At 48.4% G+C, this 21469-nt stretch carries 22 protein-coding genes and 2 pseudogenes; 23 read left to right on the top strand and 1 reads right to left on the bottom strand.

Annotation, left to right across the window (positions count from 1 at the left end; translation table 11 throughout):
* The first annotated feature begins 83 nt into the window (after positions 1–83).
* From DMN77_RS11245 to DMN77_RS11155, 19 genes and pseudogenes are all read left to right on the top strand, one after another.
* Positions 84–3764, top strand: a pseudogene (locus tag DMN77_RS11245) (nitrate reductase subunit alpha).
* Positions 3754–5223 carry a nitrate reductase subunit beta gene (gene narH, locus DMN77_RS11240; protein ID WP_068781174.1) on the top strand — a complete coding sequence of 490 codons (1470 nt, stop codon included), beginning with the start codon at positions 3754–3756 and terminating at the stop codon, positions 5221–5223. The pseudogene DMN77_RS11245 and the gene narH overlap by 11 nt, the downstream one beginning before the upstream one ends.
* A gap of 33 nt (positions 5224–5256) precedes the next feature.
* Complete coding sequence (narJ, locus tag DMN77_RS11235) at positions 5257–5916, top strand: nitrate reductase molybdenum cofactor assembly chaperone (protein WP_068781175.1); 660 nt, start codon at positions 5257–5259, stop codon at positions 5914–5916.
* Positions 5916–6596 carry a respiratory nitrate reductase subunit gamma gene (gene narI, locus DMN77_RS11230; RefSeq protein ID WP_179014962.1) on the top strand — a complete coding sequence of 227 codons (681 nt, stop codon included), beginning with the start codon at positions 5916–5918 and terminating at the stop codon, positions 6594–6596. Before narJ ends, narI begins: the two co-directional genes overlap by 1 nt.
* A 21-nt stretch (positions 6597–6617) precedes the next feature.
* Positions 6618–7649 (top strand): ThiF family adenylyltransferase, encoded by a 1032-nt coding sequence (locus DMN77_RS11225; RefSeq protein ID WP_179014961.1) that lies wholly within the window; start codon positions 6618–6620, stop codon positions 7647–7649.
* 44 nt (positions 7650–7693) lie between these two features.
* A complete protein-coding gene (locus DMN77_RS11220) occupies positions 7694–7924 on the top strand; it encodes a MoaD/ThiS family protein (protein WP_068781178.1) in 231 nt (76 codons plus the stop codon).
* Positions 7911–8201: pseudogene (locus DMN77_RS11215) on the top strand (cyclic pyranopterin monophosphate synthase MoaC); the annotation flags it as partial. The gene DMN77_RS11220 and the pseudogene DMN77_RS11215, both read left to right, overlap by 14 nt.
* Positions 8202–8227: 26 nt before the next feature.
* Positions 8228–8761 (top strand): molybdenum cofactor biosynthesis protein MoaE, encoded by a 534-nt coding sequence (locus tag DMN77_RS11210; RefSeq protein ID WP_068781179.1) that lies wholly within the window; start codon positions 8228–8230, stop codon positions 8759–8761.
* Positions 8736–9746, top strand: a complete 1011-nt coding sequence (gene moaA / locus DMN77_RS11205) for a GTP 3',8-cyclase MoaA (RefSeq protein WP_179014959.1) — start codon at positions 8736–8738, stop codon at positions 9744–9746. The genes DMN77_RS11210 and moaA overlap by 26 nt, the downstream gene beginning before the upstream one ends.
* 12 nt (positions 9747–9758) lie before the next feature.
* Positions 9759–10580: a molybdate ABC transporter substrate-binding protein gene (gene modA, locus DMN77_RS11200; protein WP_179014958.1), complete on the top strand. Its 822-nt coding sequence runs from the start codon at positions 9759–9761 to the stop codon at positions 10578–10580.
* Complete coding sequence (gene modB, locus DMN77_RS11195; protein WP_179014956.1) at positions 10577–11251, top strand: molybdate ABC transporter permease subunit; 675 nt, start codon at positions 10577–10579, stop codon at positions 11249–11251. Before modA ends, modB begins: the two co-directional genes overlap by 4 nt.
* Positions 11252–11271: 20 nt before the next feature.
* Positions 11272–12003 (top strand): YwiC-like family protein, encoded by a 732-nt coding sequence (locus DMN77_RS11190; protein WP_256872348.1) that lies wholly within the window; start codon positions 11272–11274, stop codon positions 12001–12003.
* Positions 12004–12269: 266 nt separating this feature from the next.
* A complete protein-coding gene (locus tag DMN77_RS11185) occupies positions 12270–13031 on the top strand; it encodes a YheC/YheD family protein (protein WP_256872347.1) in 762 nt (253 codons plus the stop codon).
* A gap of 191 nt (positions 13032–13222) precedes the next feature.
* Entirely contained in the window at positions 13223–13717 is a 495-nt protein-coding gene (locus tag DMN77_RS11180; protein WP_069188370.1) for a MarR family winged helix-turn-helix transcriptional regulator, read from the top strand.
* Positions 13677–14303, top strand: a complete 627-nt coding sequence (locus DMN77_RS11175) for a nitroreductase family protein (protein WP_068781183.1) — start codon at positions 13677–13679, stop codon at positions 14301–14303. Before DMN77_RS11180 ends, DMN77_RS11175 begins: the two co-directional genes overlap by 41 nt.
* 238 nt (positions 14304–14541) lie before the next feature.
* Positions 14542–14871, top strand: coding sequence for a PadR family transcriptional regulator (locus DMN77_RS11170; protein ID WP_068781184.1), 330 nt, complete (start codon positions 14542–14544; stop codon positions 14869–14871).
* A 14-nt stretch (positions 14872–14885) separates the two neighbouring features.
* The gene (locus DMN77_RS11165) at positions 14886–15755 is read left to right on the top strand and encodes a pentapeptide repeat-containing protein (protein ID WP_179014950.1); all 870 of its coding nucleotides are present in this window, start codon (positions 14886–14888) and stop codon (positions 15753–15755) included.
* Between the two features lie 12 nt (positions 15756–15767).
* Positions 15768–16529, top strand: a complete 762-nt coding sequence (locus tag DMN77_RS11160; protein ID WP_179014948.1) for an ABC transporter ATP-binding protein — start codon at positions 15768–15770, stop codon at positions 16527–16529.
* Positions 16530–17297, top strand: coding sequence for an ABC transporter permease (locus DMN77_RS11155; protein ID WP_068781187.1), 768 nt, complete (start codon positions 16530–16532; stop codon positions 17295–17297). It begins immediately after the preceding gene.
* A gap of 212 nt (positions 17298–17509) precedes the next feature.
* Here the strand turns inward: DMN77_RS11155 and DMN77_RS11150 are convergent, their stop codons facing one another.
* A complete protein-coding gene (locus DMN77_RS11150) occupies positions 17510–18043 on the bottom strand; it encodes a CueP family metal-binding protein (RefSeq protein WP_179014941.1) in 534 nt (177 codons plus the stop codon).
* Between the two features lie 212 nt (positions 18044–18255).
* On the opposite strand from DMN77_RS11150, the gene DMN77_RS11145 reads away from it, so the two are divergent.
* The 4 genes from DMN77_RS11145 (at position 18256) to DMN77_RS11130 (ending at position 21381) form a co-directional block, all read left to right on the top strand.
* Positions 18256–19164, top strand: a complete 909-nt coding sequence (locus tag DMN77_RS11145) for an RCC1 domain-containing protein (protein ID WP_179014939.1) — start codon at positions 18256–18258, stop codon at positions 19162–19164.
* 39 nt (positions 19165–19203) lie between these two features.
* Positions 19204–20169 (top strand): arsenic resistance protein, encoded by a 966-nt coding sequence (locus DMN77_RS11140; protein WP_179014938.1) that lies wholly within the window; start codon positions 19204–19206, stop codon positions 20167–20169.
* A gap of 162 nt (positions 20170–20331) precedes the next feature.
* Positions 20332–20733, top strand: coding sequence for an Rrf2 family transcriptional regulator (locus DMN77_RS11135; protein WP_179014936.1), 402 nt, complete (start codon positions 20332–20334; stop codon positions 20731–20733).
* Between the two features lie 177 nt (positions 20734–20910).
* Positions 20911–21381 (top strand): DinB family protein, encoded by a 471-nt coding sequence (locus tag DMN77_RS11130; protein WP_179014935.1) that lies wholly within the window; start codon positions 20911–20913, stop codon positions 21379–21381.
* The last annotated feature ends 88 nt before the right edge of the window (positions 21382–21469 follow it).

Raw genomic sequence — 21469 nt, 5'->3', positions numbered from 1 at the left:
GTGAAATGAGGGAGTTCCCCCCTCTTATCGACCAGCCCCAGCCTCTACAATAGAAATATCATAAGGCGCAAGGAGCTGGAAAGATGAACAAGACCAATCCGCTAATCCAAAAGCTGAAATTTTTCCGTAAGCGCGAGACGAATGCGGAAGGGTGGAGCGAAGAATCCACAGCCGATCGTTCTTGGGAGAATATGTATCGGAACCGCTGGCAGCATGATAAGGTTGTTCGCTCAACCCATGGCGTGAACTGTACAGGTTCATGCAGTTGGAAAATTTTCGTGAAAGACGGGATTGTGACGTGGGAGACACAGCAAACGGATTACCCGACGACAGGACCGGACATGCCGGAATTCGAGCCGCGCGGCTGTCCGCGTGGAGCCAGCTTTTCCTGGTACCTCTATAGTCCGCTGCGTGTGAAATATCCCTATATTCGTGGCAAGCTGCTGAATCTATGGCGTGAAGCGAAGAGCCGGCATCCCGATCCCGTTGCAGCGTGGAAATCTATCGTACAGGACGACAACAAAAAATTGACATATAAATCGGCTCGCGGGAAAGGCGGCATGGTTCGCGCGACTTGGGACGAGGTATCCGAGATCATCTCCGCTTCCATGATCCACACGATCCGGCAATATGGTCCGGACCGCATCATCGGGTTCTCCCCGATCCCGGCTATGTCGATGGTAAGCTATGCCGCGGGCTCACGGTTCTTATCCCTCATCGGTTCGCCGCTGCTCAGCTTTTACGACTGGTATGCCGATTTGCCGCCGGCCTCGCCGCAAATATGGGGAGACCAGACAGATGTTCCTGAGAGCAGCGACTGGTACAACTCGAGTTACTTGCTCGTATGGGGTTCAAATCTGCCGATGACAAGAACTCCGGATGCACATTTCATGACGGAAGCTCGTTACCGCGGAACCAAAGTCGTATCGATCAGTCCGGACTATGCGGAATTCGTAAAGTTCGCCGATAAATGGCTTGCAGCGAAGCAAGGAACGGATGGCGCACTCGCTATGGCGATGGGGCATGTCATCCTCAACGAGTTCTATGTGAAGCAAAGTACTTCGTATTTTGAAAATTATTCGAAGAAGTATACCGATTTTCCATTCCTCGTACTGCTCCAGGAGCAAGATGGCGTATTCACAGCCGATCGGTTCCTCACGGCAAACGATCTTGGAATCGATACAAATAACAAGGAATGGAAGACGGTTCTCATAGATGAGAAATCCGGTGAACTTCGCATTCCTAATGGTACGATCGGCTCCCGTTGGGGGGAAGAGGGCACATGGAATCTGGAAATGGTCGACACGTTCACAGCTGAAGAAATTGTACCCCAGCTCGGACTTAGGGATTCTGCTGAGGGCCGGCTTGAGATCAAGCTTCCTTATTTCGCCGACGAAGGCAAATCCGCGATTTCCAGGCGCATCCCTTACCGTACCGTTACGGGGGTAGGGGGCGCGGAATACCGCGTCACAACTGTGTTCGATCTTATGCTCGCCCAGTATGGCGTCGATCCGACCATTGGAAGCGACTACGATGACGCGAACATCGCATATACCCCCGCATGGCAGGAGCCAATTACGGGCGTTGACCGTGCATCCGTCATTCAGATTGCGAGAGAATTCGCGCAGAATGCAGTAGACAGCGAAGGACGATCGATGATCATCGTCGGGGCAGGCATTAACCACTGGTACAACTCGGATACGATTTATCGTAGCGTGCTGAACCTCGTCTTAATGACAGGCTGTCAAGGGGTCAATGGCGGCGGCTGGGCGCATTACGTCGGACAGGAGAAATTGCGTCCTGCAGAAGGCTGGGCGAATGTTGCCTTTGCAAGAGACTGGACCCTGCCGCCACGACAGCAAAATGGAACATCCTTTTTCTATTTTGCAACGAATCAATGGAGATTCGAATCCAATCCGGTGGATGGACATACGTCAGCCCTGGTCGACAAAGCGCGTTATGCGCATTATGCAGATTACAATGTGATGGCCGCACGCTTGGGCTGGCTGCCGTCTTATCCGCAGTTCAATGCGAACTCCATTGAAGTGGCGAACAAAGCGGCCGCGCAGGGGGTTGATACCCCCGAGGCGATTGCGAGCTATGTTGCGGCTCAGCTCAAGAATCGGGAATTGCAGTTCGCGATCGAAGATCCCGATGCCGAGGTGAATCATCCGAAAGTGATGTTTGTCTGGCGCGCAAATTTGATCTCCAGCTCGGGGAAAGGGCATGAATATTTCTTAAAATACTTACTTGGTGCGCATAACGGCTTATTAAATGATGATGCGGATACGATCCGTCCCGAGGAGATAAAATGGCATGAACAGGCGGCAGAGGGCAAGCTTGATCTCATGGTGGATATCGATTTCCGCATGTCCGGAACCGCCGTGTATTCGGATATCGTCCTGCCAGCGGCTACCTGGTATGAGAAGAGCGATCTCTCGTCGACGGATATGCATCCGTTCATTCATCCATTTAATCCGGCGGTGCCGCCATTATGGGAATCGAAGTCCGATTGGGAGACGTTCAAGACGATTGCCAGGACCTTCTCCGATATGGCAGCAACGCAATTTGATGCGCCGCAGCGCGATATTGTCGCCGTACCTTAGCAGCATGATACGCCGGATGGGCTGGCGCAGCCTTTCGGTAAGATCCTCGACTGGAGCAAGGGAGAGATCGAAGCGATCCCAGGCAAGACAATGCCGAAATTCGTAGTCGTTGAGCGGGATTATGCCGAGGTGTATAAGAAAATGACGGCGCTTGGGCCGAATATTAAAGATAAGCCTTACGGCATCAAAGGGATGAACTGGTCAGCGGCCGATGAATACGAGCTGATGAAAAAAGTGAACGGCGTTGTCGATGAGCCCGGGATCAGCGAGGGCTGTCCGAAGCTCTTCACGGATCGACACATGGCGGAAGCGATACTCACTCTGTCTTCGACGAGCAACGGAAAAATGGCCGTCAAAGCATGGCAGGCATTGGAGAAGAAAACCGCGCTTCAACTCAAGGATTTGGCAGAGGACCGCATCGAAGAACGCTTCACCTTCAATGAGATTACAACACAGCCGAAGACGGTCATTACTTCACCCGCCTTCAGTGGCTCCGAGCAGCACGGACGCCGGTATTCGCCATTTACGACCAATGTGGAACGTTTGATTCCATATCGAACGTTAACCGGGCGTCAGCATTACTTCCTGGATCATGAGATGCTCACCGAATTTGGCGAGAATATGGCGGTCTACAAACCGACGATGAAGCATGCGCCATTCCATACGAACAAGAAGCGCCCGGCGGAGAAGGGGAAGGAGATCGTCCTGAACTTTATGACTCCGCATAGCAAATGGTCGATTCATAGTATGTATTTCGACTCCTTGCCGATGCTTACGCTGTTCCGCGGCGGCCCCACCGTCTGGATCAATAAGGACGATGCCGCCGCCGCGGAGGTCGAGGATAACGATTGGATCGAATGCTTTAATCAAAATGGCGCTGTTGTTGCCCGTGCAGTGGTTACCCACCGGATGCCGCGCGGTATGGCTTATATGCACCATGCACAGGATCGGACGATTAACGTGCCTGCCACCGATGTGACAACAACGCGCGGTGGAACGCATAACAGCCCGACCCGGATTCATGTGAAGCCGACCCATATGATCGGCGGATATGCGCAGTTGAGCTATGGATTCAACTACTATGGACCAACAGGGAATCAACGGGATCTATATGTCGTGATTCGCAAACTTGAGGAGGTGAATTGGCTTGAGGATTAAAGCGCAAATCGGGATGGTCATGAACTTGGATAAATGTATTGGATGCCACACCTGCTCGGTTACGTGCAAGAACACATGGACAAACCGTAAAGGCGCGGAATACATGTGGTTCAACAATGTTGAGACCAAGCCGGGCATCGGGTATCCCAAGCAATGGGAGGATCAAGCCAAGTATAAAGGCGGTTGGATGCTCAAGAACGGCAAGCTGGAGCTGCGCTCCGGCAGCCGCGCCAACCGATTGAAGAATATATTCCACAATCCGGATCAACCGACGATCGATGAATACTACGAACCGTGGGACTATGATTACGAGAAGCTTCAGCAAAGTCCGGAACGCAAGCATCAGCCCGTAGCTCGTCCGAAATCCCAAATTACAGGCGAATATATGAATTTGGAATGGGGACCGAACTGGGAAGATGACCTCGCGGGGGTTCATGAGTCAGGTTACCGCGATCCGAATATGGCCGGCATCGAAGAGGCGGTGCGAATGGAATTCGAGCAGGTGTTCATGATGTATTTGCCACGAATTTGCGAGCATTGCATCAATCCCTCCTGTGTCTCAAGCTGCCCATCCGGTGCGATGTATAAGCGTGACGAGGACGGAATTGTGCTCGTCGATCAGAACGCCTGCCGGTCATGGCGGTTCTGCGTATCCAGCTGTCCGTACAAGAAAGTCTACTTCAACTGGCAGACGAATAAAGCCGAAAAATGTACCTTGTGCTTCCCGCGAATTGAACAGGGATTGCCCACGATATGTTCCGAAACCTGCGTAGGGCGCATTCGTTACCTGGGCGTCATGTTCTACGATGCAGATCGGGTGGAAGCAGCGGCTTCCGTGACTGATGAGCAGGAACTCTACGAGTCGCAGCTGGATATTTTCCTCGATCCGAAGGACCCTGAGGTAATTGCTGCCGCACGCGCAGCGAATATTCCCGAAGATTGGATTGAGCACGCGCAGCGTTCGCCAATCTATAAAATGGCGGTCGATTGGAAAATCGCGCTTCCGCTGCATCCGGAATACCGGACATTGCCGATGGTCTGGTATGTTCCGCCGCTTAGCCCGATCACGAATATGGTGGAAGGCAAAGGGGCGACAGCGACGCCGGACGATATTTTCCCGGCGATTGATGATATGCGAATTCCCGTACAATACCTCGCAAACCTGCTCTCTGCGGGCGATACCGAAGTGATTACCCGCGTGTTGAAGAAGATGGCTGTCATGCGTTCCCATATGCGTTCGCTTAACCTGAACAAGTCGCCTGACCTTGTATTACTGGAGCAATTTGGGATGACCGCCAAAGACACAGAGGAAATGTACCGCCTCTTGGCCATTGCGAAGTACGAGGATCGCTTTGTCATACCGTCGGCGCATCGTGAGGAATTCGCGGATCTCTATTCCGAGCAAGGTGCTTGCGGATTTACGAATATGATGGGCGGCCCGGGGCCTTGCGGCGGTTAACAGCCTGCTACTCATCAAAAAAGGAGGTTGGATATGAAGGAGTTTACGCGGCGTTCCAGTTGGATGCTATTCTCGCAGCTATTGCAGTATCCGGATGTTACATGGCAAGACACGGCGGATGAGATGTATGTGAATTGGTGCCATTTGATCCAGGATGAGCAAGCGGAGTCGGCAAAGTCCCTGCAAGAGCTCGCGGGTCAGTGTCTTGTTGAATTCGCAGGAATGGATGCGGAGGCCATTACAGCGGCTTATGTGAAGACCTTTGATTTTAGCAAAAAGGCGAATTTGTATTTGACTTACGCACAGCTTGGGGATGATCGAGAACGCGGTCCGGCATTATTAAAGTTAAAGCAAGTGTACGAGGAAGAAGAGATCGTTCTCGACACGGATGAATTGCCGGATTATTTACCTCTGGTATTGGAATATGTGGCAATCGCAAACGAAGAGAGGGGCATGGGCCTCCTCGTTTCGTTCCGCAAAGCGTTAGTGAGTATCCGGGATGCGCTGCACCATGCAGGCAGTCCCTATCGACATGTACTTGATGCGATATTGCTTACCCTGGATCAATCGGGCATAACAGAGGGGTCCTTTGATATGACGGCATTTGTTGGTTGCGGAAGTACGCCATCCTCACTTGGATGCGGACCGATGTGGGCCGCTGCCGGGTACGGCAACGTAGGGGGGAATGCGTAATGTCATGGGGAAGCCAGTTCCTCTGGGTTATCTATCCCTATATGATTCTTATTATTTTCCTGGTCGGTCTCTACTATCGTTACCAGACGGATCAGTTCGGTTGGACGGCAAAATCGAGCGAAATGCTCGAGAAGAAGAAGCTTCGTTGGGGAAGCAATCTATTTCATGTCGGGATCATGTTTGTCTTTTTTGGCCATGTCGGTGGGATTCTGATTCCGAAGTCATGGCTTGAAGCGATTGGTGTCTCGGATCATCTGTATCATGCGATGGCGCTATGGATTGGCTCAGCAGCAGGGCTGATGACGCTCATCGGATGTATCATTCTTGTGATCCGCCGCTTCTCCGATGTGCGAATTCGTAGAACGAGCAGCTTTGGCGACATGCTGTCGATTATTCTGCTTACGCTCATTATCGTGGTAGGTATGGCATCGACGCTGTTCAATATGACGGATCGCTCTGGCTTTGATTACCGGGAGACGATCGGGCCCTGGCTACGCGGGGTAATGCGAATTATGCCCGATTATACATTAATGAACACCGTGCCATGGATCTTCAAGATTCATATTATTCTCGGCCTGGCTTTATTTGCTGTTTTTCCTTTTACTCGACTCGTACACATGCTAAGCTTGCCGATCAAATATCTATCACGCAGCTATGTGGTATATCGTAAACGAAAGTAATCCTTGATAAGGGGGTGACCCATGTCATACGATCGGTACAGCAGACAACAGAACTTTGCTCCAATCGGCCCGGCAGGTCAGCAAGAATTATCGGCAAAGCATGTGCTGATCCTTGGAGCGGGGGCGCTGGGCGCCGGGAGTGCGGAGCTCCTGGCACGCTCAGGCGTCGGAACGATCACCATCATCGATCGTGACTATGTGGAATGGAGCAATCTCCAGCGGCAGTCGCTCTACTGCGAACAGGATGCGATAGATCAATTGCCCAAAGCTGTAGCGGCGGCGAAGCGTCTCCGACAGATCAATTCAGAGATTACCGTGCATGCACAGGTCATGGATTGCACAGCCACTGAGCTTAGTGCGCTGCTGGATAACAGGAAGGTAGATTTGATGCTTGATGCCGCGGACAATTTCCCAATACGATATATCCTGAACGATGTCGCCTATCGATATAAAATTCCGTGGATTTACGGTGCCTGTTCGGGCAGTTATGGTGCAGTGTGCGGCTTCATACCAGGACAGACCCCTTGTCTGCACTGTGTATTGGAACGGATGCCGATCGGTTCGGCATCATGTGATCGCGAGGGAATTATTGCGCCGGCGGTGCAGATGGTCGTTGCGATGCAATCGGCAGAAGCGCTGAAATGGTTGTCTGGAAACCCTGCGCGAATGTCGAATCGATATACCGTGTTTGATCTCTGGTCGAACATACAGCAATCGATTCAGATCAATAGAGCCGTGAAGCAGCAGGCCTGTCCCACCTGCGGGGCACAACCAAGCTATCCTTATCTGAAGTCGGAGTCAGCGATGAGAACAGAAGTGTTATGCGGTCGATCCTCCGTCTGGGTTCGTTATCCACGCCAAGAGCCTCTGGATTTGAATCTGGTAGCCTCCAAGGCTCTGCAGTTGCATGCCGATGTGCATCTGAATCCTTATCTGCTTCAAATTCAAGAGGGCGGATATCGCCTCGTTATTTTCCAAGATGGTAGAGCCCTAATTCATGGCACCTCAGATCCGCTTGAAGCCAAAAAACGGTATTATAGGTACTTAATCTAATTAATTTCTTATGATATAAAATAAGGGGGTGTGAACTTAAACTTATGAAAATATTATGTTTCGCCCATTTGAGTGAACAGCTAGGAACGTCCAGCATGGAAATAGAGCTGGGGCCAATCTCGGCAGCAGATTTCATCGCTGAGCTGAAGCTTCGCTATCCGGCTCTGCTGCTCGATCATGTCATGATTGCGGTTAATGAACAATTTGTCGAACCGACCTCTGTCATAGCGGCAAATGACACGGTCGCATTGCTCCCCCCGGTTAGTGGCGGTTAAGACGGCGGATCTCATTCCTATGTGCCATCCGCTTCCGCTCACGGGGGTTGATATTACGTTCGAGGTTGAAGATGCGCAGACGATATCTTTTCGTATACAGGTCAAGACGACAGGGGTGACGGGGGTCGAGATGGAAGCTTTAACGGCGGCCCAAACCGTGGGGCTCACGATTTATGACATGTGCAAAGCGTTTGATAAAGATAGGGTGCTGGGTCCGACTTACTTGGAACAAAAGCAAGGCGGCAAAAGCGGGGATTATGTCCGTTATAATATGTAAGGCGCGTGTAGTTAGGAGAGGAACCTATGAATAGCTCGATGTATGTGATTACAGATCAACCGATCGTGCCGGAGGAAGTTTCGAATAAAGTGAAGCGGAGGGAAGCCGGGGCAATCACGTTATTCCTTGGCACGGTGCGTGAATGGACCTATGGCCAACGAACGATATTCCTCGAATATGAAGCCTACCTGACCATGGCGCTCGCACAAATGGAGCAGATCGGGCACGAGGTCCGTGAACGCTGGGCAGATACCGTCGTTGCTGTGACGCATCGCGTAGGCCGATTAGAGATATCGGATATCGCCGTCGTGATCGCCGTCTCCTCACCGCATCGCAAAGCGGCCTATGAAGCGAATGAATACGTCATTGAACGAATCAAGCAGATGGTTCCCATCTGGAAAAAAGAACATGGGGAAGATGACGCCGAGTGGATTGGCGATCAACTCAATCGGCAGGTCTATCCTGACGGACGGCCATTATTAGCAGAGATGCGGAAGGAAGACCAGAAGGAACTTCGGAAAGGAGTGTCGAACAATGAACATTCCCCGCTTAATCGATAATTATGGCCGAAAGCATCATTATTTGCGGATATCAGTGACCGATCGCTGCAATTTGCGCTGCGTTTACTGTATGCCCGAAGAAGGAATGGAGTTCGAGCCTGCGGAGAAAATTCTGACGTTCAAAGAAATCACCGAAGTCGTACGTGTCGTAGCAGGGATGGGGATTCGTAAAATCCGCTTAACGGGCGGCGAGCCTTTGGTTCGAAAAAACCTTGAACAGTTAGTGGCAATGATTGCGCAGATCCCCGAGATTGAGGATATCTCGCTGACGACAAACGGCATGTTCCTTGCGGCCAAAGCGTCAGCTTTGAAGGAAGCTGGGCTTACACGCGTGAACATCAGTATGGACTCGCTTCAGCCGGATCGGTTCAAGCTGATTACGCGCGGGGGTGATGTCCGGAAGGTGCTGGATAGCATCGATGCTTGTGTGGAGGCTGGCCTCCGCCCCATCAAATTGAATGTGGTGCTGATGAGAGGATTAAACGATGATGAAATCGCGGAATTTATCCGATTAACACGGGATCGGGACATCCATATCCGGTTCATTGAGTATATGCCGATTGGACATAGCGATGCGACGTGGAAGAACTTGTACTTGCCGCTCTCCCGGGTGAGGGAGGTCTGTGCTGAGCAGCGATGGGATTATGGCCCGGTGGCAACGGTTCAAGGAAATGGCCCTTCGGAGAATTACCGTCTGGACGGAGCGCTTGGAAGCTTTGGATTGATCCATCCGGTTAGCGAGCATTTCTGCCAGTCTTGCAACCGGCTAAGGCTTACCGCTGACGGTTATATCAAGCCATGTCTAGCCTGGACGGAACAATTCCATGTCCGGCGTGTTATCGGGGATGATAAGGCAATACGGCAAATGTTTCTGGATGCTCTCGGTACCAAGCCTGAGAATCATGAAATGTCACATTTCTTGAACGATGATCCAGCGATTACACACACGCCTACTGCGCGTAGAATGTCACAAATTGGTGGATAAGGAGAGATTTATATGAGACATGTTTTAGTGAAAAGAAAATGGGGCTTGCTTGCCTTGCTATTGGTCACGACGCTGCTGATCTCAGCCTGCGGCAATCAACAAACCAGTAAGGACTCCGGTGCAAAGGGAGAGGCTGTTGAACTGACGATCTCCGCTGCAGCCAGCTTAACCGATGCGCTGCAAGAAATTCAGAAAAATTATGAGGCCAAGACGAGCGGCGTAAAGCTTAATTTCAACTTCGGCGCTTCCGGCGCATTGCAGCAGCAGATTGAGCAAGGGGCACCGGTGGATCTGTTCCTCTCCGCGGCTTCTAAAAATATGAATGCGCTCGTGGATAAGAAGCTGATTACACAGGATCAACAGAAGGACTTGCTCGCCAATGAATTGGTGGTGATTACCGCTACCGAGCCATCGATATCCGTTCAAGAAGCGAAGGATCTCCTGAATGCGGATATTCACAAAATCGCTATCGGAATACCGGAGTCGGTTCCCGCGGGAAAATACGCGCAAGAGGCTCTTACGAACGCCGGCGTTTGGGACGAACTGCAATCCAAGCTGGTGCAAGCCAAAGATGTCCGCCAAGTACTGCAATATGTTGAGACAGGAAATGCAGACGCGGGGTTCGTGTATAAAACCGATGCATTATCAACAGATCAGGTGAAAATGGCCTACACCGTCGATCCTGCCTTGTATACGCCGATTACCTATCCTGTCGGAATCGTCCAAGCGACAACCCATGCGAAGGAAACTGAGGAATTGTACAATTATCTGCAGTCGAAGGAAGCGATAGACGTCTTCACAAAATACGGATTCTCCGTGCCGAATTCGAAATGAGTATGCTGCAAGTCGACTGGGCTCAGCTATGGATGCCTATTCGGTTATCTCTACAGGTTGCGCTGATCGCAAGTATTCTCAGTACGCTCTTCGGAGTGGCTTTGGCATGGCCGATGTCGAGAAGCAAGGTGAAGGGGAAGATTTTACTTGAGACCGCATTTATGCTGCCCCTTGTGCTGCCGCCCACGGTCGTCGGCTTCTTGCTCCTCATCCTGCTTGGACGACGAAGCTGGATCGGGCAGTTCGCGGAATGGCTGTTCTCTGCGCCGATTATTTTCTCGTGGGGTGCTGCGGTGATTGCTTCGGTTGTCGTATCGTTTCCACTCGTCTATCAGACGATGAAGACGGGCTTTCATACCATTGATCAACAAATAACCGATGCCGCACGTTCGAGCGGCGCGAATGAATGGCAGGTTTTTCGCTATATCACGCTGCCGCTTGCATTTCCATCGGTGATCACCGCCTATATTCTGAGCTTCGCTCGCAGTTTGGGCGAATTCGGCGCGACACTGATGATCGCTGGCAACATTCCAGGAAAGACACAAACCGTACCCACAGCGATCTTCGTAGCGGTTGATTCCGGCAATATGACGATGGCATGGTTATGGACGATTTCCATGGTAGTTATTTCATTTTTATTGCTGCTCCTAACTGGGCGGCAGCGAACATGATTATGAAGTAGGTGAAACGATTGAAGGCTGCAAATCAGGGCATCGTGATTCCACATGAGCATGGTGGCTGGGCAATGGTCAGCGTGCCATTTCTATTCGGGGTGATGGCGGGGACGCCTAAGTGGGATCATATATTATTGTTCATCGCCTGGCTGTGCTTATATTTAGCATCGTATCCTACGCTGCAAGCTTTGAAACGAAGGAAGCAGCGCGATCATCTGTTGAAGTGGTCAGCCATTTATGGAGCTATCGCACTGGCCGCTCTCGTGTATCCGCTTTACCACATGCCGGCGTTATTCTATTTTGCCATTCCATTCGTCTTGTTATTGATCGTAAATATATGGCATGTGAAGCAGAGGGCAGAACGAGCGCTCGTGAATGATCTCTGCGCCATTCTGATCTTCTCCATCGGAGGCGCTGCAGCCTATCTGTATGGGGATGGAGATTGGAATTTAACGATGCTGTTTGTCGTTCTTTTTAATTTCCTGTATTTTATGGGGACGGCCTTCTTCGTGAAGACGATCTTCCGTGAGCGCGGCAACAAAAAATGGGAGGCAGCTGCACGAATTTACCATATCCTTTTGCTCTTCATCCCTTGGGCATGCGGTTATCCCTGGATGACATTGCCTTTCATCATTCCGCTAATTCGCACACTCCTCCTGTCAGGAAAGCAGATCAAACCGATGAAGGCAGGCATCATAGAAATTATCGGTTCCGTGCAGTTTATCGTTATTTCATGGATTGTATTCTAAGCTGCCAACAAATTCAGATTTAATTCGAGCATCTCAAGCTCATTCCTTCCGCTCGGGGCCCTCCATTTAATAGGGGTTACCGGGCTTTCTATGCATGTTCATTTTAATAATGCATTCAAATTCAATAAGCGTTACATCGTCATATGTTGGAGAGGGGATCTAATTTTCGGAATTCCTTCAAATGACCTGTCTTCGTTTCTCTGGGAGGAGCATAGTATATTCTAATTTCCTAGTTAAAACAGCAGGCGTGCGAAGGGAGAACAATCATGGCGATGGTATTAAAGAAACGTCGCAAGTATGTATTGAGCAAATGGCTTAAGACTAAAGCGCTCCTTGGGAATAAGGAAGCTCGTGCTCATATTCCGGATACCCGAAAATTCTCCAAATCTACACTTAGGACGATGTTGAAATTATACGAAATGGTATACGTTAAGCCCGAGATCGGAACTCACGGAAAAGGAGTTATCCGCGTGGAGAAGCGAGCGGAAGATAAGTATACCTACCAGCTTGGTCTCGCAGAAAAAAGCTTCCAGGATTTCGAAAGCTTCTACCAATCCCTATTAAGTGACACTAAGAAGAAAAGCTATTTGATCCAAAAAGGGATTCATTTGGTGAAATACAAAAAAAGGCGTTTTGATATAAGGGTGATGGTTCAGTTAAGTCCCGAAGGAGTGTGGGAAACGACAGGCCTCATAGGTAGAGTTGCCCCGCCGGAGAAGATTGTAACTAATTATCATAGCGGTGGTAAGCTAATGGATGTCAAGCGATTGTTCGTCACGCATCTGTCAGCAAGTAAAACGGATAAAATCATCCGGAAATTAGATAAATTGGGAGTAGTAACAGCAAAGCATCTTCATAAGAAATATCCCGGAATCCAACAGATCGGGCTTGATATCGGATTCGATCAGTCCTGGATTCCTTGGATCATTGAAGTTAACACCAATCCGGATCCTTATATTTTTAATAAGTTGTCAGATAAATCGGTGTACAGGAAGGTTATGAGATACAAAAAAGCAGGAATGGAGTAAATTGGCTATGAACGAATAAATCCTTTATAACTGAAAAAACGATGCTCCCAGAGCTCCTGGGACAAACAGGAGTTTTTTGGTTTGGCGGGGTATTTTTCGATAAGTTTAAGCAGCTTCTTGATAAATTAATATCACTGTTTTATAATTGACAAGTCAATAATTGATTAGTCATATATGGAGGTGGGAAACGAATGGCGCTGTCTCAGCAGGAAATGAAACAGATTTTCCTCATGATCAAAAATATTGATAGACACGTAACCCAATACTTTGAGAAGCGAACAGGCATTAGCTTAACCAGATACGAAATATTGTACAAGCTGCTTGAAAAAGGCCAGCTGTCTCAAATGAAGTTACGACATGAGTTGAAAATTGATCAGGCTGCTATAACGAGACACTTAAAAATACTTGAGGAAGAATGCTATGTCACCCGCAATCGCAATGCGCAAAATAATCGGGAAGTGATTGTACAGATTACAGAGGCGGGGAAAGAAACCTTAAACAACTGTGATCTTGATAAGAATCGATATATGCTGGAGTTATTCGGCAGTTTTACAGCGCAAGAATTGAAGCAGCTTCAAGCTTTAATCAAGAAGTTTGAAGGCGAAGCAGAAAAATTGAAAAGTGAACCAGAAAGGGGTATCCAGGATGCCAACGACACAAACCACAATAGAACAATTAATGCATGATCGCAAATCCGTACGTAAATATAAAGAGGGAGTTGTCATTCCGGAAGAAAAGCTGCAACATCTGCTTGAACAAGCGATTTCCGCACCCTCATCGAGTAATATGCAGCCTTGGCGATTCCTTGTCATTAAGGATCAACAAGTGAAAAAAGAGCTGCGTGCCATCGCCAATAATCAGGAACAAGTGGAGACTTCCTCAGCGATTATTGCTGTACTTGGCGATCTGAGCATGTATGAAAATGCAGAGCAAATTTATGATGCCAATTATGAACAGGGGTTTATGACTCGTGAAGTAGCGGACTTCATGATTCAAAATTCCCGGACTTTATATAGCAGCTTACCCGAAGCCGTATTGAAAAATATTATACACTTCGATGCAGGGCTCGTATCGATGCAAATTATGCTATTAGCCAAGGATATGGGGTACGATACAGTACCGATGGGTGGTTTTGACAAGGTTAAATTTGCGGAAAAATTCAATCTTCCTCAGCATGAAATCCCTATTTTGCTCATTGCCATTGGTGAAGCATCAGCCCCTGCATATGGGTCATCCCGTCTGCCTTTGGCTCAGATCACACGTTTTATCTAACAAACATACATCAGGGCAGCGAACTGGATTGAATTTACAGCCGATGTCAGATTATATAATAAGTTGAGATATGGTTAAAGCCGCATAATTGCGGCTTTTTTGTATTTTAACAGCAAAACCCTTGGCCCTGCCAACCCAGGTGAACAGTAAGAAAAGAATTCAACAAGGTATTTTAGTTAACATACTACCTTGACTGTCATAGTACTTTAATTTAAACTGCAAATATGGAGGTAATTATATGAGCGATAACAAAATCACATCAGACCTGCTGCGTGGCCATACCGATACGATGATATTACGACTCCTCTCTGAAGCTGACCGCTACGGCTATGAGATTGTCAAGCTGATTGCCCAGCGCTCTGAGGGCGAGTATGAATTGAAAGAAGCTACCATGTACTCCAGCGTACGGCGGCTAGAGGCTGATGGCGATATCGAGTGGTATTGGGGCGATGAATCTCAGGGCGGACGTCGTAAATATTTTAGGATTACCGAGAAGGGCAAGGCGACTTACGCCCGCAACAAAAGCAATTGGGAGTATGCCAAGCGCGTGCTTGAAAACTTATTATAGGGAGGTTTGCTGTGATGAATGAGAAATTGAATAGCTATTTAAACGGGGTTTTTGCGCCCTACGACGGATTAAAAAGCGTGGAAGAACTAAAGTCCGACTTACTCTCCGATTTGCAGGAGCGATTCCATGAACTTAAAGCTGAGGGGAAGGACGATGAGACCGCTTTTGAGATGACTATAGATAGCATCGGTGACATTGAGGAAACGGTACTGGAAGTTGCCAATCTCTCCCGTTCGCTGGAACGGCAGGTGCAGATTAATCTCCGAGCGATCAATTTGCAAGAGAGCGACTTCGCGGGCGTTACGTTGCACGAGGGCGAATTCAAAGTGAGCGATTTACAGGGGGCCAACTTTGCCGGTGCCGACTTGACCGGTACATCGTTTGCAACCAGCAATGCGCAAAAAGCCAATTTTGACGGCGCAAATCTGACAGACTGCAGCTTCTCTGTTACTGACCTAACCGATGCCAGCTTCCACAAATCCGTCCTTGTACGCACCAATGTGATCACCTCAAGCATGAAAGGTGCGAAGTTCAATCATATAAGACTGACCGATGTCAGGCTGACCAAGACGGACCTGAGAGAAGCCACTTTTGAGAATTGTGTATTTAATGGCGTTGATTTCAAATCCTGCGATTTGCGCGGGAGTCATTTTGACGGGCAGACCTTTATTGGTGTCAAGTTTGATAAATCTTCACTGATCAACGCTTCATTTCGAGGAGCGACGCTCAAGAACGTGTCATTCCGTTTGCCTTTCTCTATGACAAACAAGTCTTACCTTGATTTCAAAACCGTCTGTTTTGACGATGCGGCGATGGATAAGCTGACCTACGCTGCGCTCAAAGGCCTATGGGTTGTCGATTTATCAAAAGTCACGATTATTTAAGGAGGGAGAAATATGCCAGCATTGGCAATCCAAGTCAAAGGACTGCAAAAATCCTACAAGCAGCTGCAAGTCCTGAAGGGCGTTGAATTCGAGGTGGAAAAGGGCAGTATCTTCGCCTTGCTCGGCTCCAATGGGGCAGGGAAGACAACGGTTGTTAAAATTCTCAGCACGCTGCTCAAACCTGACAGCGGTAAAGCTGCCGTAAACGGGTTCGATGTGGAGTCCATGCCGGATCACGTGCGGCAGGCAATCAGTCTGACCGGGCAATTCGCCGCCGTGGATGAAATATTGACCGGACGAGAAAATCTGATCATGATTGCCAGGCTGAGATACCTTAACAATCCCCGGCAGGTGGCGGATTCCATGCTCAGACGCTTTGATCTGACAGACGCCGCCAACCGCAAAGCATCTACTTATTCGGGGGGGATGCGCCGCAGGCTAGATATTGCCCTAAGCCTTGTAGGAGATCCTCAGATCATTTTCCTTGATGAACCCACTACTGGGCTTGATCCCGAGTCGCGCATCGAGGTCTGGAAGATCGTGAGGGAGCTTACTGACAACGGTACGACCGTATTCCTGACTACACAGTATCTGGAAGAAGCAGAACAGCTTGCCGATCAAATCGCAATTCTACATGAAGGAAGAATTATTGCCGAAGGCACGCTCGAAGAACTAAAAAAGCTGCTCCCGCCAGCTGAGGTAGAATATGTTGCCAAACAACCGACTTTGGAGGAAGTATTCCTCGCAATCGTCGGTAAAAAGGGGGAAAAGTAATTGGAAGCCATCAAGAAGCACTTCTTGCATGATATAGGTGTTATGTTCGGGCGTTCCATGCGTCATATTAGCCGAAGTATGGACACTATCATCACAGTTACCTTTATGCCGATCGCAATGATGTTGCTGTTCGTCTATGTGCTGGGAGGTGCAATTCAGGCCGGAACGGATAACTATGTAAATTACCTGTTGCCCGGTATACTGCTTATTGCGATTGCCAGCGGGGTATCCTACACTTCCTTCCGCCTGTTTACCGATGTGCAACGAGGCATATTCGAGCGGTTTCACTCTATGCCAATATCACGTTCCACCGTACTGTGGGGTCATGTATTGACCTCACTGGTATCTAATGCCATATCGGTTGTCGTTATTCTTCTCGTAGCGTTAATTATGGGCTTCCGTTCGTCGGCAGGGGTGCTGTCCTGGCTTGCAGTAGCGGGCATACTCATGCTGTTTACACTGGCTTTGACTTGGGTCGCGGCGATCGCCGGATTATCGGCCAAATCAGTGGATGGAGCAAGCGCCTTTTCCTACCCGATTATCTTTCTGCCGTTTATCAGTTCAGCCTTTGTACCGACGGAGTCAATGCCAAGCGTCGTTCGCGCGTTTGCTGAAAATCAGCCGGTAACCGCGATTGTGGAGGCGATCCGTTCGTTACTTTCAGGCCAGCCCGTAGGCAATGATATCTGGGTCGCTCTAGCGTGGTGTGCTGGAATACTGCTTGTAGCGTATCTTTTGGCGATGAGGGCTTATAAAAAACGGATGTAAGCGATCGGACGGACCTGATCGGGAAAATGAACTTGTCATCATTCATAAAGGAGCAGATTTGCCAACGGCAGCTGCTCCTTCTATTTTGATGAGAATTATTGCCCGAATTAGCAAAGCTATTCTCCATGTATTGAACTTGCTGTACGATCATCTAATATTGATCTCATCTTTAGGCATTGAAATAAGAACGGAGGACAAAGAGCTCGGATTTTTTAGGCCAATTGCATAGTTGTAATGCAGGTATCGTCACTTTCAAACGTTGAGAAATCGGATTTTACGGTTTTTCCATTTTGGGTAATCGTGATCCTGTATTCTTGATCTCTTGGAAGCCATAAATCAATAAACCCATGGGAATTTGACGTTATTGTTTCATCACGTATAACGTTCCCTTCGTGATCTTCGATGTAGATTTCAAACTCTTCATTCATCAATTCACCTTGGCAACCCGTCAAGCTGTGAGTGGCGCAGGGATGTGTTTGCTCAATATAGGGTGCAATCGAAACAAAGAACTCGTCTTTTGGCAGTGCATAGGTTAACTGACTATTATCCTGCTTAGTAACTATGAGCTGTGTTGAATTAATCGAGGCGGATTGGTCTTCTATATTACCGGCACTGTAATCACTAACTAATTGTTTGATATTCACCAATTCACTATCTACGTTTCCTTTGCTTTCTGACTGCTGACCTGCACATCCGCTTAAAGCGATTATTGAAGCGATACAAACCAAGAGCAATTGTTTTCTCATTAGACGATCTACCTCAGCTTTCATAGTTTTCAAAATTTGCATAGATGCCATAATTTGTATATACACCACAAATGAGATGAAGTAAATGATTCACACTCTTACAATCTGTTGAACTTTTCCGATGATCCATTAAGAAATTTGATGTGAATATGGAATCTCGCATGAAAATAGTAGATACTTAGATGTGCGTTTAAGTGGTCAGGAGGTAGAATATGGATGACTTTTCAACGAAAGATATGGCACTCATGGTAGAACGGTGGCCTAAATATCCCCTGGCGGCGGGACGTCGTCATACTGTAGGTCTTAAATTGGACGGTACCGTGGTGGCCGTGGGTGATAATAAACGGGGTCAATGTGATGTAAGCGGCTGGCGTGATATGGTGTCGGTTGCGGCGGGCAATGTTCATATGGCGACGAACACAGGCAACGCTCACACCGTTGGGCTGAAATCAAACGGCACGGTAGTCGCCGTGGGTTGGAATGGGCACGGCCAATGCGATGTAAGCGGCTGGCAAGATATTGCAGCGGTAGCAGCAGGTTGGCGTCGTACCGTGGGAATCAGAACGGATGGCACGGTGGTGGCGGCCGGCCGGAATCATGAAGGGCAAAGCCAGGTAAGCGATTGGTGTGAGATGGTGGCAGTTACGGCGGGGGACTGGCATACAGCAGGCCTTAAATCGGACGGTACGGTGGCGGCTGTGGGGAATCATCGGCATGGGCAATGCGACGTAAGTGATTGGACCAAGATCGTGGCCGTAGCAGCGGGTTATCTTCATTCGGTCGGTCTTAAATCAGATGGCACGGCGGTAGCTGCGGGCTTGAATAAGCATGGCCAATGCGACGTAAGCGGTTGGAGCGGTATTGTGGCGATATCGGCGGGGAGTTATCACACCATCGGTCTTAAATCAGACGGCACCGTGGTGGCTGCAGGCCTGAATAAACATGACCAATGCAATGTAAGCGGCTGGCGTGAGATGGTGGCCGTAGCGGCGGGCTGCACTCATACTATCGGGCTTAAATCGGACGGTACAGTAGCCGCTGTGGGAAGTAATGAATTTGGCCAATGCGATATAGGAGACTGGTGTGATATCCAGTTACCCGGCCATCGTTTTCAGGCATAATGTCAGCGTGGAATCCGAATAAAAGGGGAGAACATATAGGTGTTTTCAAGAGAAAGTCTAGAAAAGAAACAAATCAGCGTATATGCAGTGGCATTAATCGTTGGAGGAACCTTGGGATGGTTAAGTCCGCAAATTGGCAGCTTTCTGGAACCCATGGTTTCATCCATAATTGCTATCCTCTTATTCAGTATGTTTTGTCAAATTCCTTTTTTGAAATTAAGGGAAGCACTTTCCAACAGACGCTTTATAGGAGCCTTATTGCTTGTCAATTTCATCTTAATTCCTTTGCTTGTACTCGCCTTAACCAAGCTTTTTCCTCAGCCTGGCCCGGTTCTGATAGGGGTTTTCTTGGTGCTTCTAACTCCATGTATAGATTATGTCATTGTTTTTACTCAATTGGGCAAAGGGAATGAAAAGTTAATTCTGGCGTCTACTCCAGTGCTATTTGTAGTCCAATTGATAATGCTGCCTTTTTACCTTTGGTTATTTATCGGTGCCGAGGCATCCGAAATCGTAAGAATTGGCCCCTTCGTTGAAGCTTTTACTTATTTAATTATTGTTCCTTTATTTTTGGCATTGGTCATTCAATTTTTGGCGAGAAGAAACGCTGGCGGTGTTAAAGCTCTGGATTTTACAGCATGGCTGCCCGTTCCGCTTATGGCACTTGTGCTTTTCGTGGTGATCGGCTCGCAAATCGGCAGGGTGGTAAAGGAATTCAATATCATTGTAGCTGTGATACCGATCTACGTATTATTCCATATCGCCTCGCCATTCATTTCACGAGCTATCGCAACTATTTTTAGAATAGGGCCGTCAGACGGCAGAGCACTTATTTTTAGCGGGGGAACACGCAATTCGCTTGTTGTGCTTCCGCTGGCCCTTACCTTACCGGGGGAGATGGCCACCATAGCTGCGTCAGTGGTCGTAACTCAAACCATTATTGAACTGATCGCAGAGCTTATCTATATCTATGTTGTGCCTAATCTTATCTACCAAGACGTATGAGCATATACAAGCCTTGAAGAAGGAAGCGGCACTTGGGCTGAAAATCATGCAACGGCAATCGACCCTGCGATCGGCTGCCGTTATTTATGGCAGGCATCCTTGACGATGTGAGACATAATAGATATTATGGACTTATTAAGTCTGTGTTTGAGGTGATCATGAATGAAGTTCTCCAAGGCTACTGATTATGCCCTCCATACGATGCTCTTTCTTACTGTGGCAACTCCTCAGAAACCAATCGGTGTACAGCAGCTAGCGGAGCGGCAAAAGGTGTCTCCAACCTATCTGTCCAAAATACTGACCAAGTTGGTGAAGGCGGGCATGATTGAATCGATAACGGGCGTGAATGGCGGGTACCGCCTCAAGCGTGATTGGGAAAATATTTCGTTCCTCGATATTATTCATGCGATTGAAGGCTCGGCCTCCTTGTTCGATTGCAGTTTCGATCATGGACCGGGATGCCCGATTCAAAAGGTCGTGTTATCGGCAGAAGAGAAGATGGAAGAACACTTGAGAAATCAGAAAATGTCTGATCTTGTGCGTGATCTGAATATCGTCGTATGATTCCCTTTTTTAGCTCAATTAAAGACACTAAATGTCTTTAAAGTCTGTGATTAATCATCGGCATGATTAAATCGATAATGGGGGTGAGGCGCTTGAAAGCACGGCTGGCGGATATGTAGGCGGATTGGTTATAAGCGATAGCGCTATTCAACTGATTGCCAAAAGGAGAGCGGAAACATGAATGTATTCGAAAGCCAGTATGATTTGATCCAAAACACAAGGGAATCATTGTTTCGTTATTGCGAAATTATGTCCCCTACAGATTATGTTAAAAAACTTGAAACCTTGGGTGGAGTATCTATTCACCGTTTACATGCTCACGTAGCCGAGTGTTATCAGGTATGGTTGGGGACTCGCGCCCTTGGTAAATCACTACCCAAAATAACACCGGAGTCCATTCACAATATACAGGAAATGCGTGAAGTTTTTAAGAAAACGGATGAACTGGTTTATGAATTTCTAAATGAATTTAAGAACAGATGGGATTCTGCCCTTCAAGCATCGTGGCAAAGTGATAGCATGGAGCTAACCGAATTATGGCTTTTTACGCACACGATCACCCATGAATTTCATCATAGAGGACAAATTGTAAAAATCGGCAGGCAACTCGGGTATATCCCGCCCAAAATGAACCTCGCTAAACCATAGTGGTTTCATGCAAACACTTTCGATAAGTTGGGTTCAACCCTTAAAGGCTGTATCCTTGTTCAAGGGCGGTTTCGATTTTGGAGCAGGA

It is taken from the genome of Paenibacillus sp. 79R4, from assembly GCF_013393165.1.
GTDB lineage: Bacteria > Bacillota > Bacilli > Paenibacillales > Paenibacillaceae > Fontibacillus.
This window is presented reverse-complemented; position numbering and strand designations above follow the sequence as displayed.

Coding starts and splice junctions, on each gene's coding strand:
- DMN77_RS11175 (WP_068781183.1), top strand. CDS start 13,677: ATGCCAACGACACAAACCACAATAGAACAATTAATGCATGATCGCAAA.
- modB (WP_179014956.1), top strand. CDS start 10,577: ATGAGTATGCTGCAAGTCGACTGGGCTCAGCTATGGATGCCTATTCGG.
- DMN77_RS11145 (WP_179014939.1), top strand. CDS start 18,256: ATGGATGACTTTTCAACGAAAGATATGGCACTCATGGTAGAACGGTGG.
- moaA (WP_179014959.1), top strand. CDS start 8,736: ATGAACATTCCCCGCTTAATCGATAATTATGGCCGAAAGCATCATTAT.
- modA (WP_179014958.1), top strand. CDS start 9,759: ATGAGACATGTTTTAGTGAAAAGAAAATGGGGCTTGCTTGCCTTGCTA.
- DMN77_RS11185 (WP_256872347.1), top strand. CDS start 12,270: ATGGCGATGGTATTAAAGAAACGTCGCAAGTATGTATTGAGCAAATGG.
- DMN77_RS11165 (WP_179014950.1), top strand. CDS start 14,886: ATGAATGAGAAATTGAATAGCTATTTAAACGGGGTTTTTGCGCCCTAC.
- DMN77_RS11160 (WP_179014948.1), top strand. CDS start 15,768: ATGCCAGCATTGGCAATCCAAGTCAAAGGACTGCAAAAATCCTACAAG.
- DMN77_RS11150 (WP_179014941.1), bottom strand. CDS start 18,043: ATGAGAAAACAATTGCTCTTGGTTTGTATCGCTTCAATAATCGCTTTA.
- DMN77_RS11210 (WP_068781179.1), top strand. CDS start 8,228: ATGAATAGCTCGATGTATGTGATTACAGATCAACCGATCGTGCCGGAG.
- DMN77_RS11135 (WP_179014936.1), top strand. CDS start 20,332: ATGAAGTTCTCCAAGGCTACTGATTATGCCCTCCATACGATGCTCTTT.
- DMN77_RS11180 (WP_069188370.1), top strand. CDS start 13,223: ATGGCGCTGTCTCAGCAGGAAATGAAACAGATTTTCCTCATGATCAAA.
- DMN77_RS11220 (WP_068781178.1), top strand. CDS start 7,694: ATGAAAATATTATGTTTCGCCCATTTGAGTGAACAGCTAGGAACGTCC.
- DMN77_RS11130 (WP_179014935.1), top strand. CDS start 20,911: ATGAATGTATTCGAAAGCCAGTATGATTTGATCCAAAACACAAGGGAA.
- DMN77_RS11170 (WP_068781184.1), top strand. CDS start 14,542: ATGAGCGATAACAAAATCACATCAGACCTGCTGCGTGGCCATACCGAT.
- DMN77_RS11225 (WP_179014961.1), top strand. CDS start 6,618: ATGTCATACGATCGGTACAGCAGACAACAGAACTTTGCTCCAATCGGC.
- narJ (WP_068781175.1), top strand. CDS start 5,257: ATGAAGGAGTTTACGCGGCGTTCCAGTTGGATGCTATTCTCGCAGCTA.
- narI (WP_179014962.1), top strand. CDS start 5,916: ATGTCATGGGGAAGCCAGTTCCTCTGGGTTATCTATCCCTATATGATT.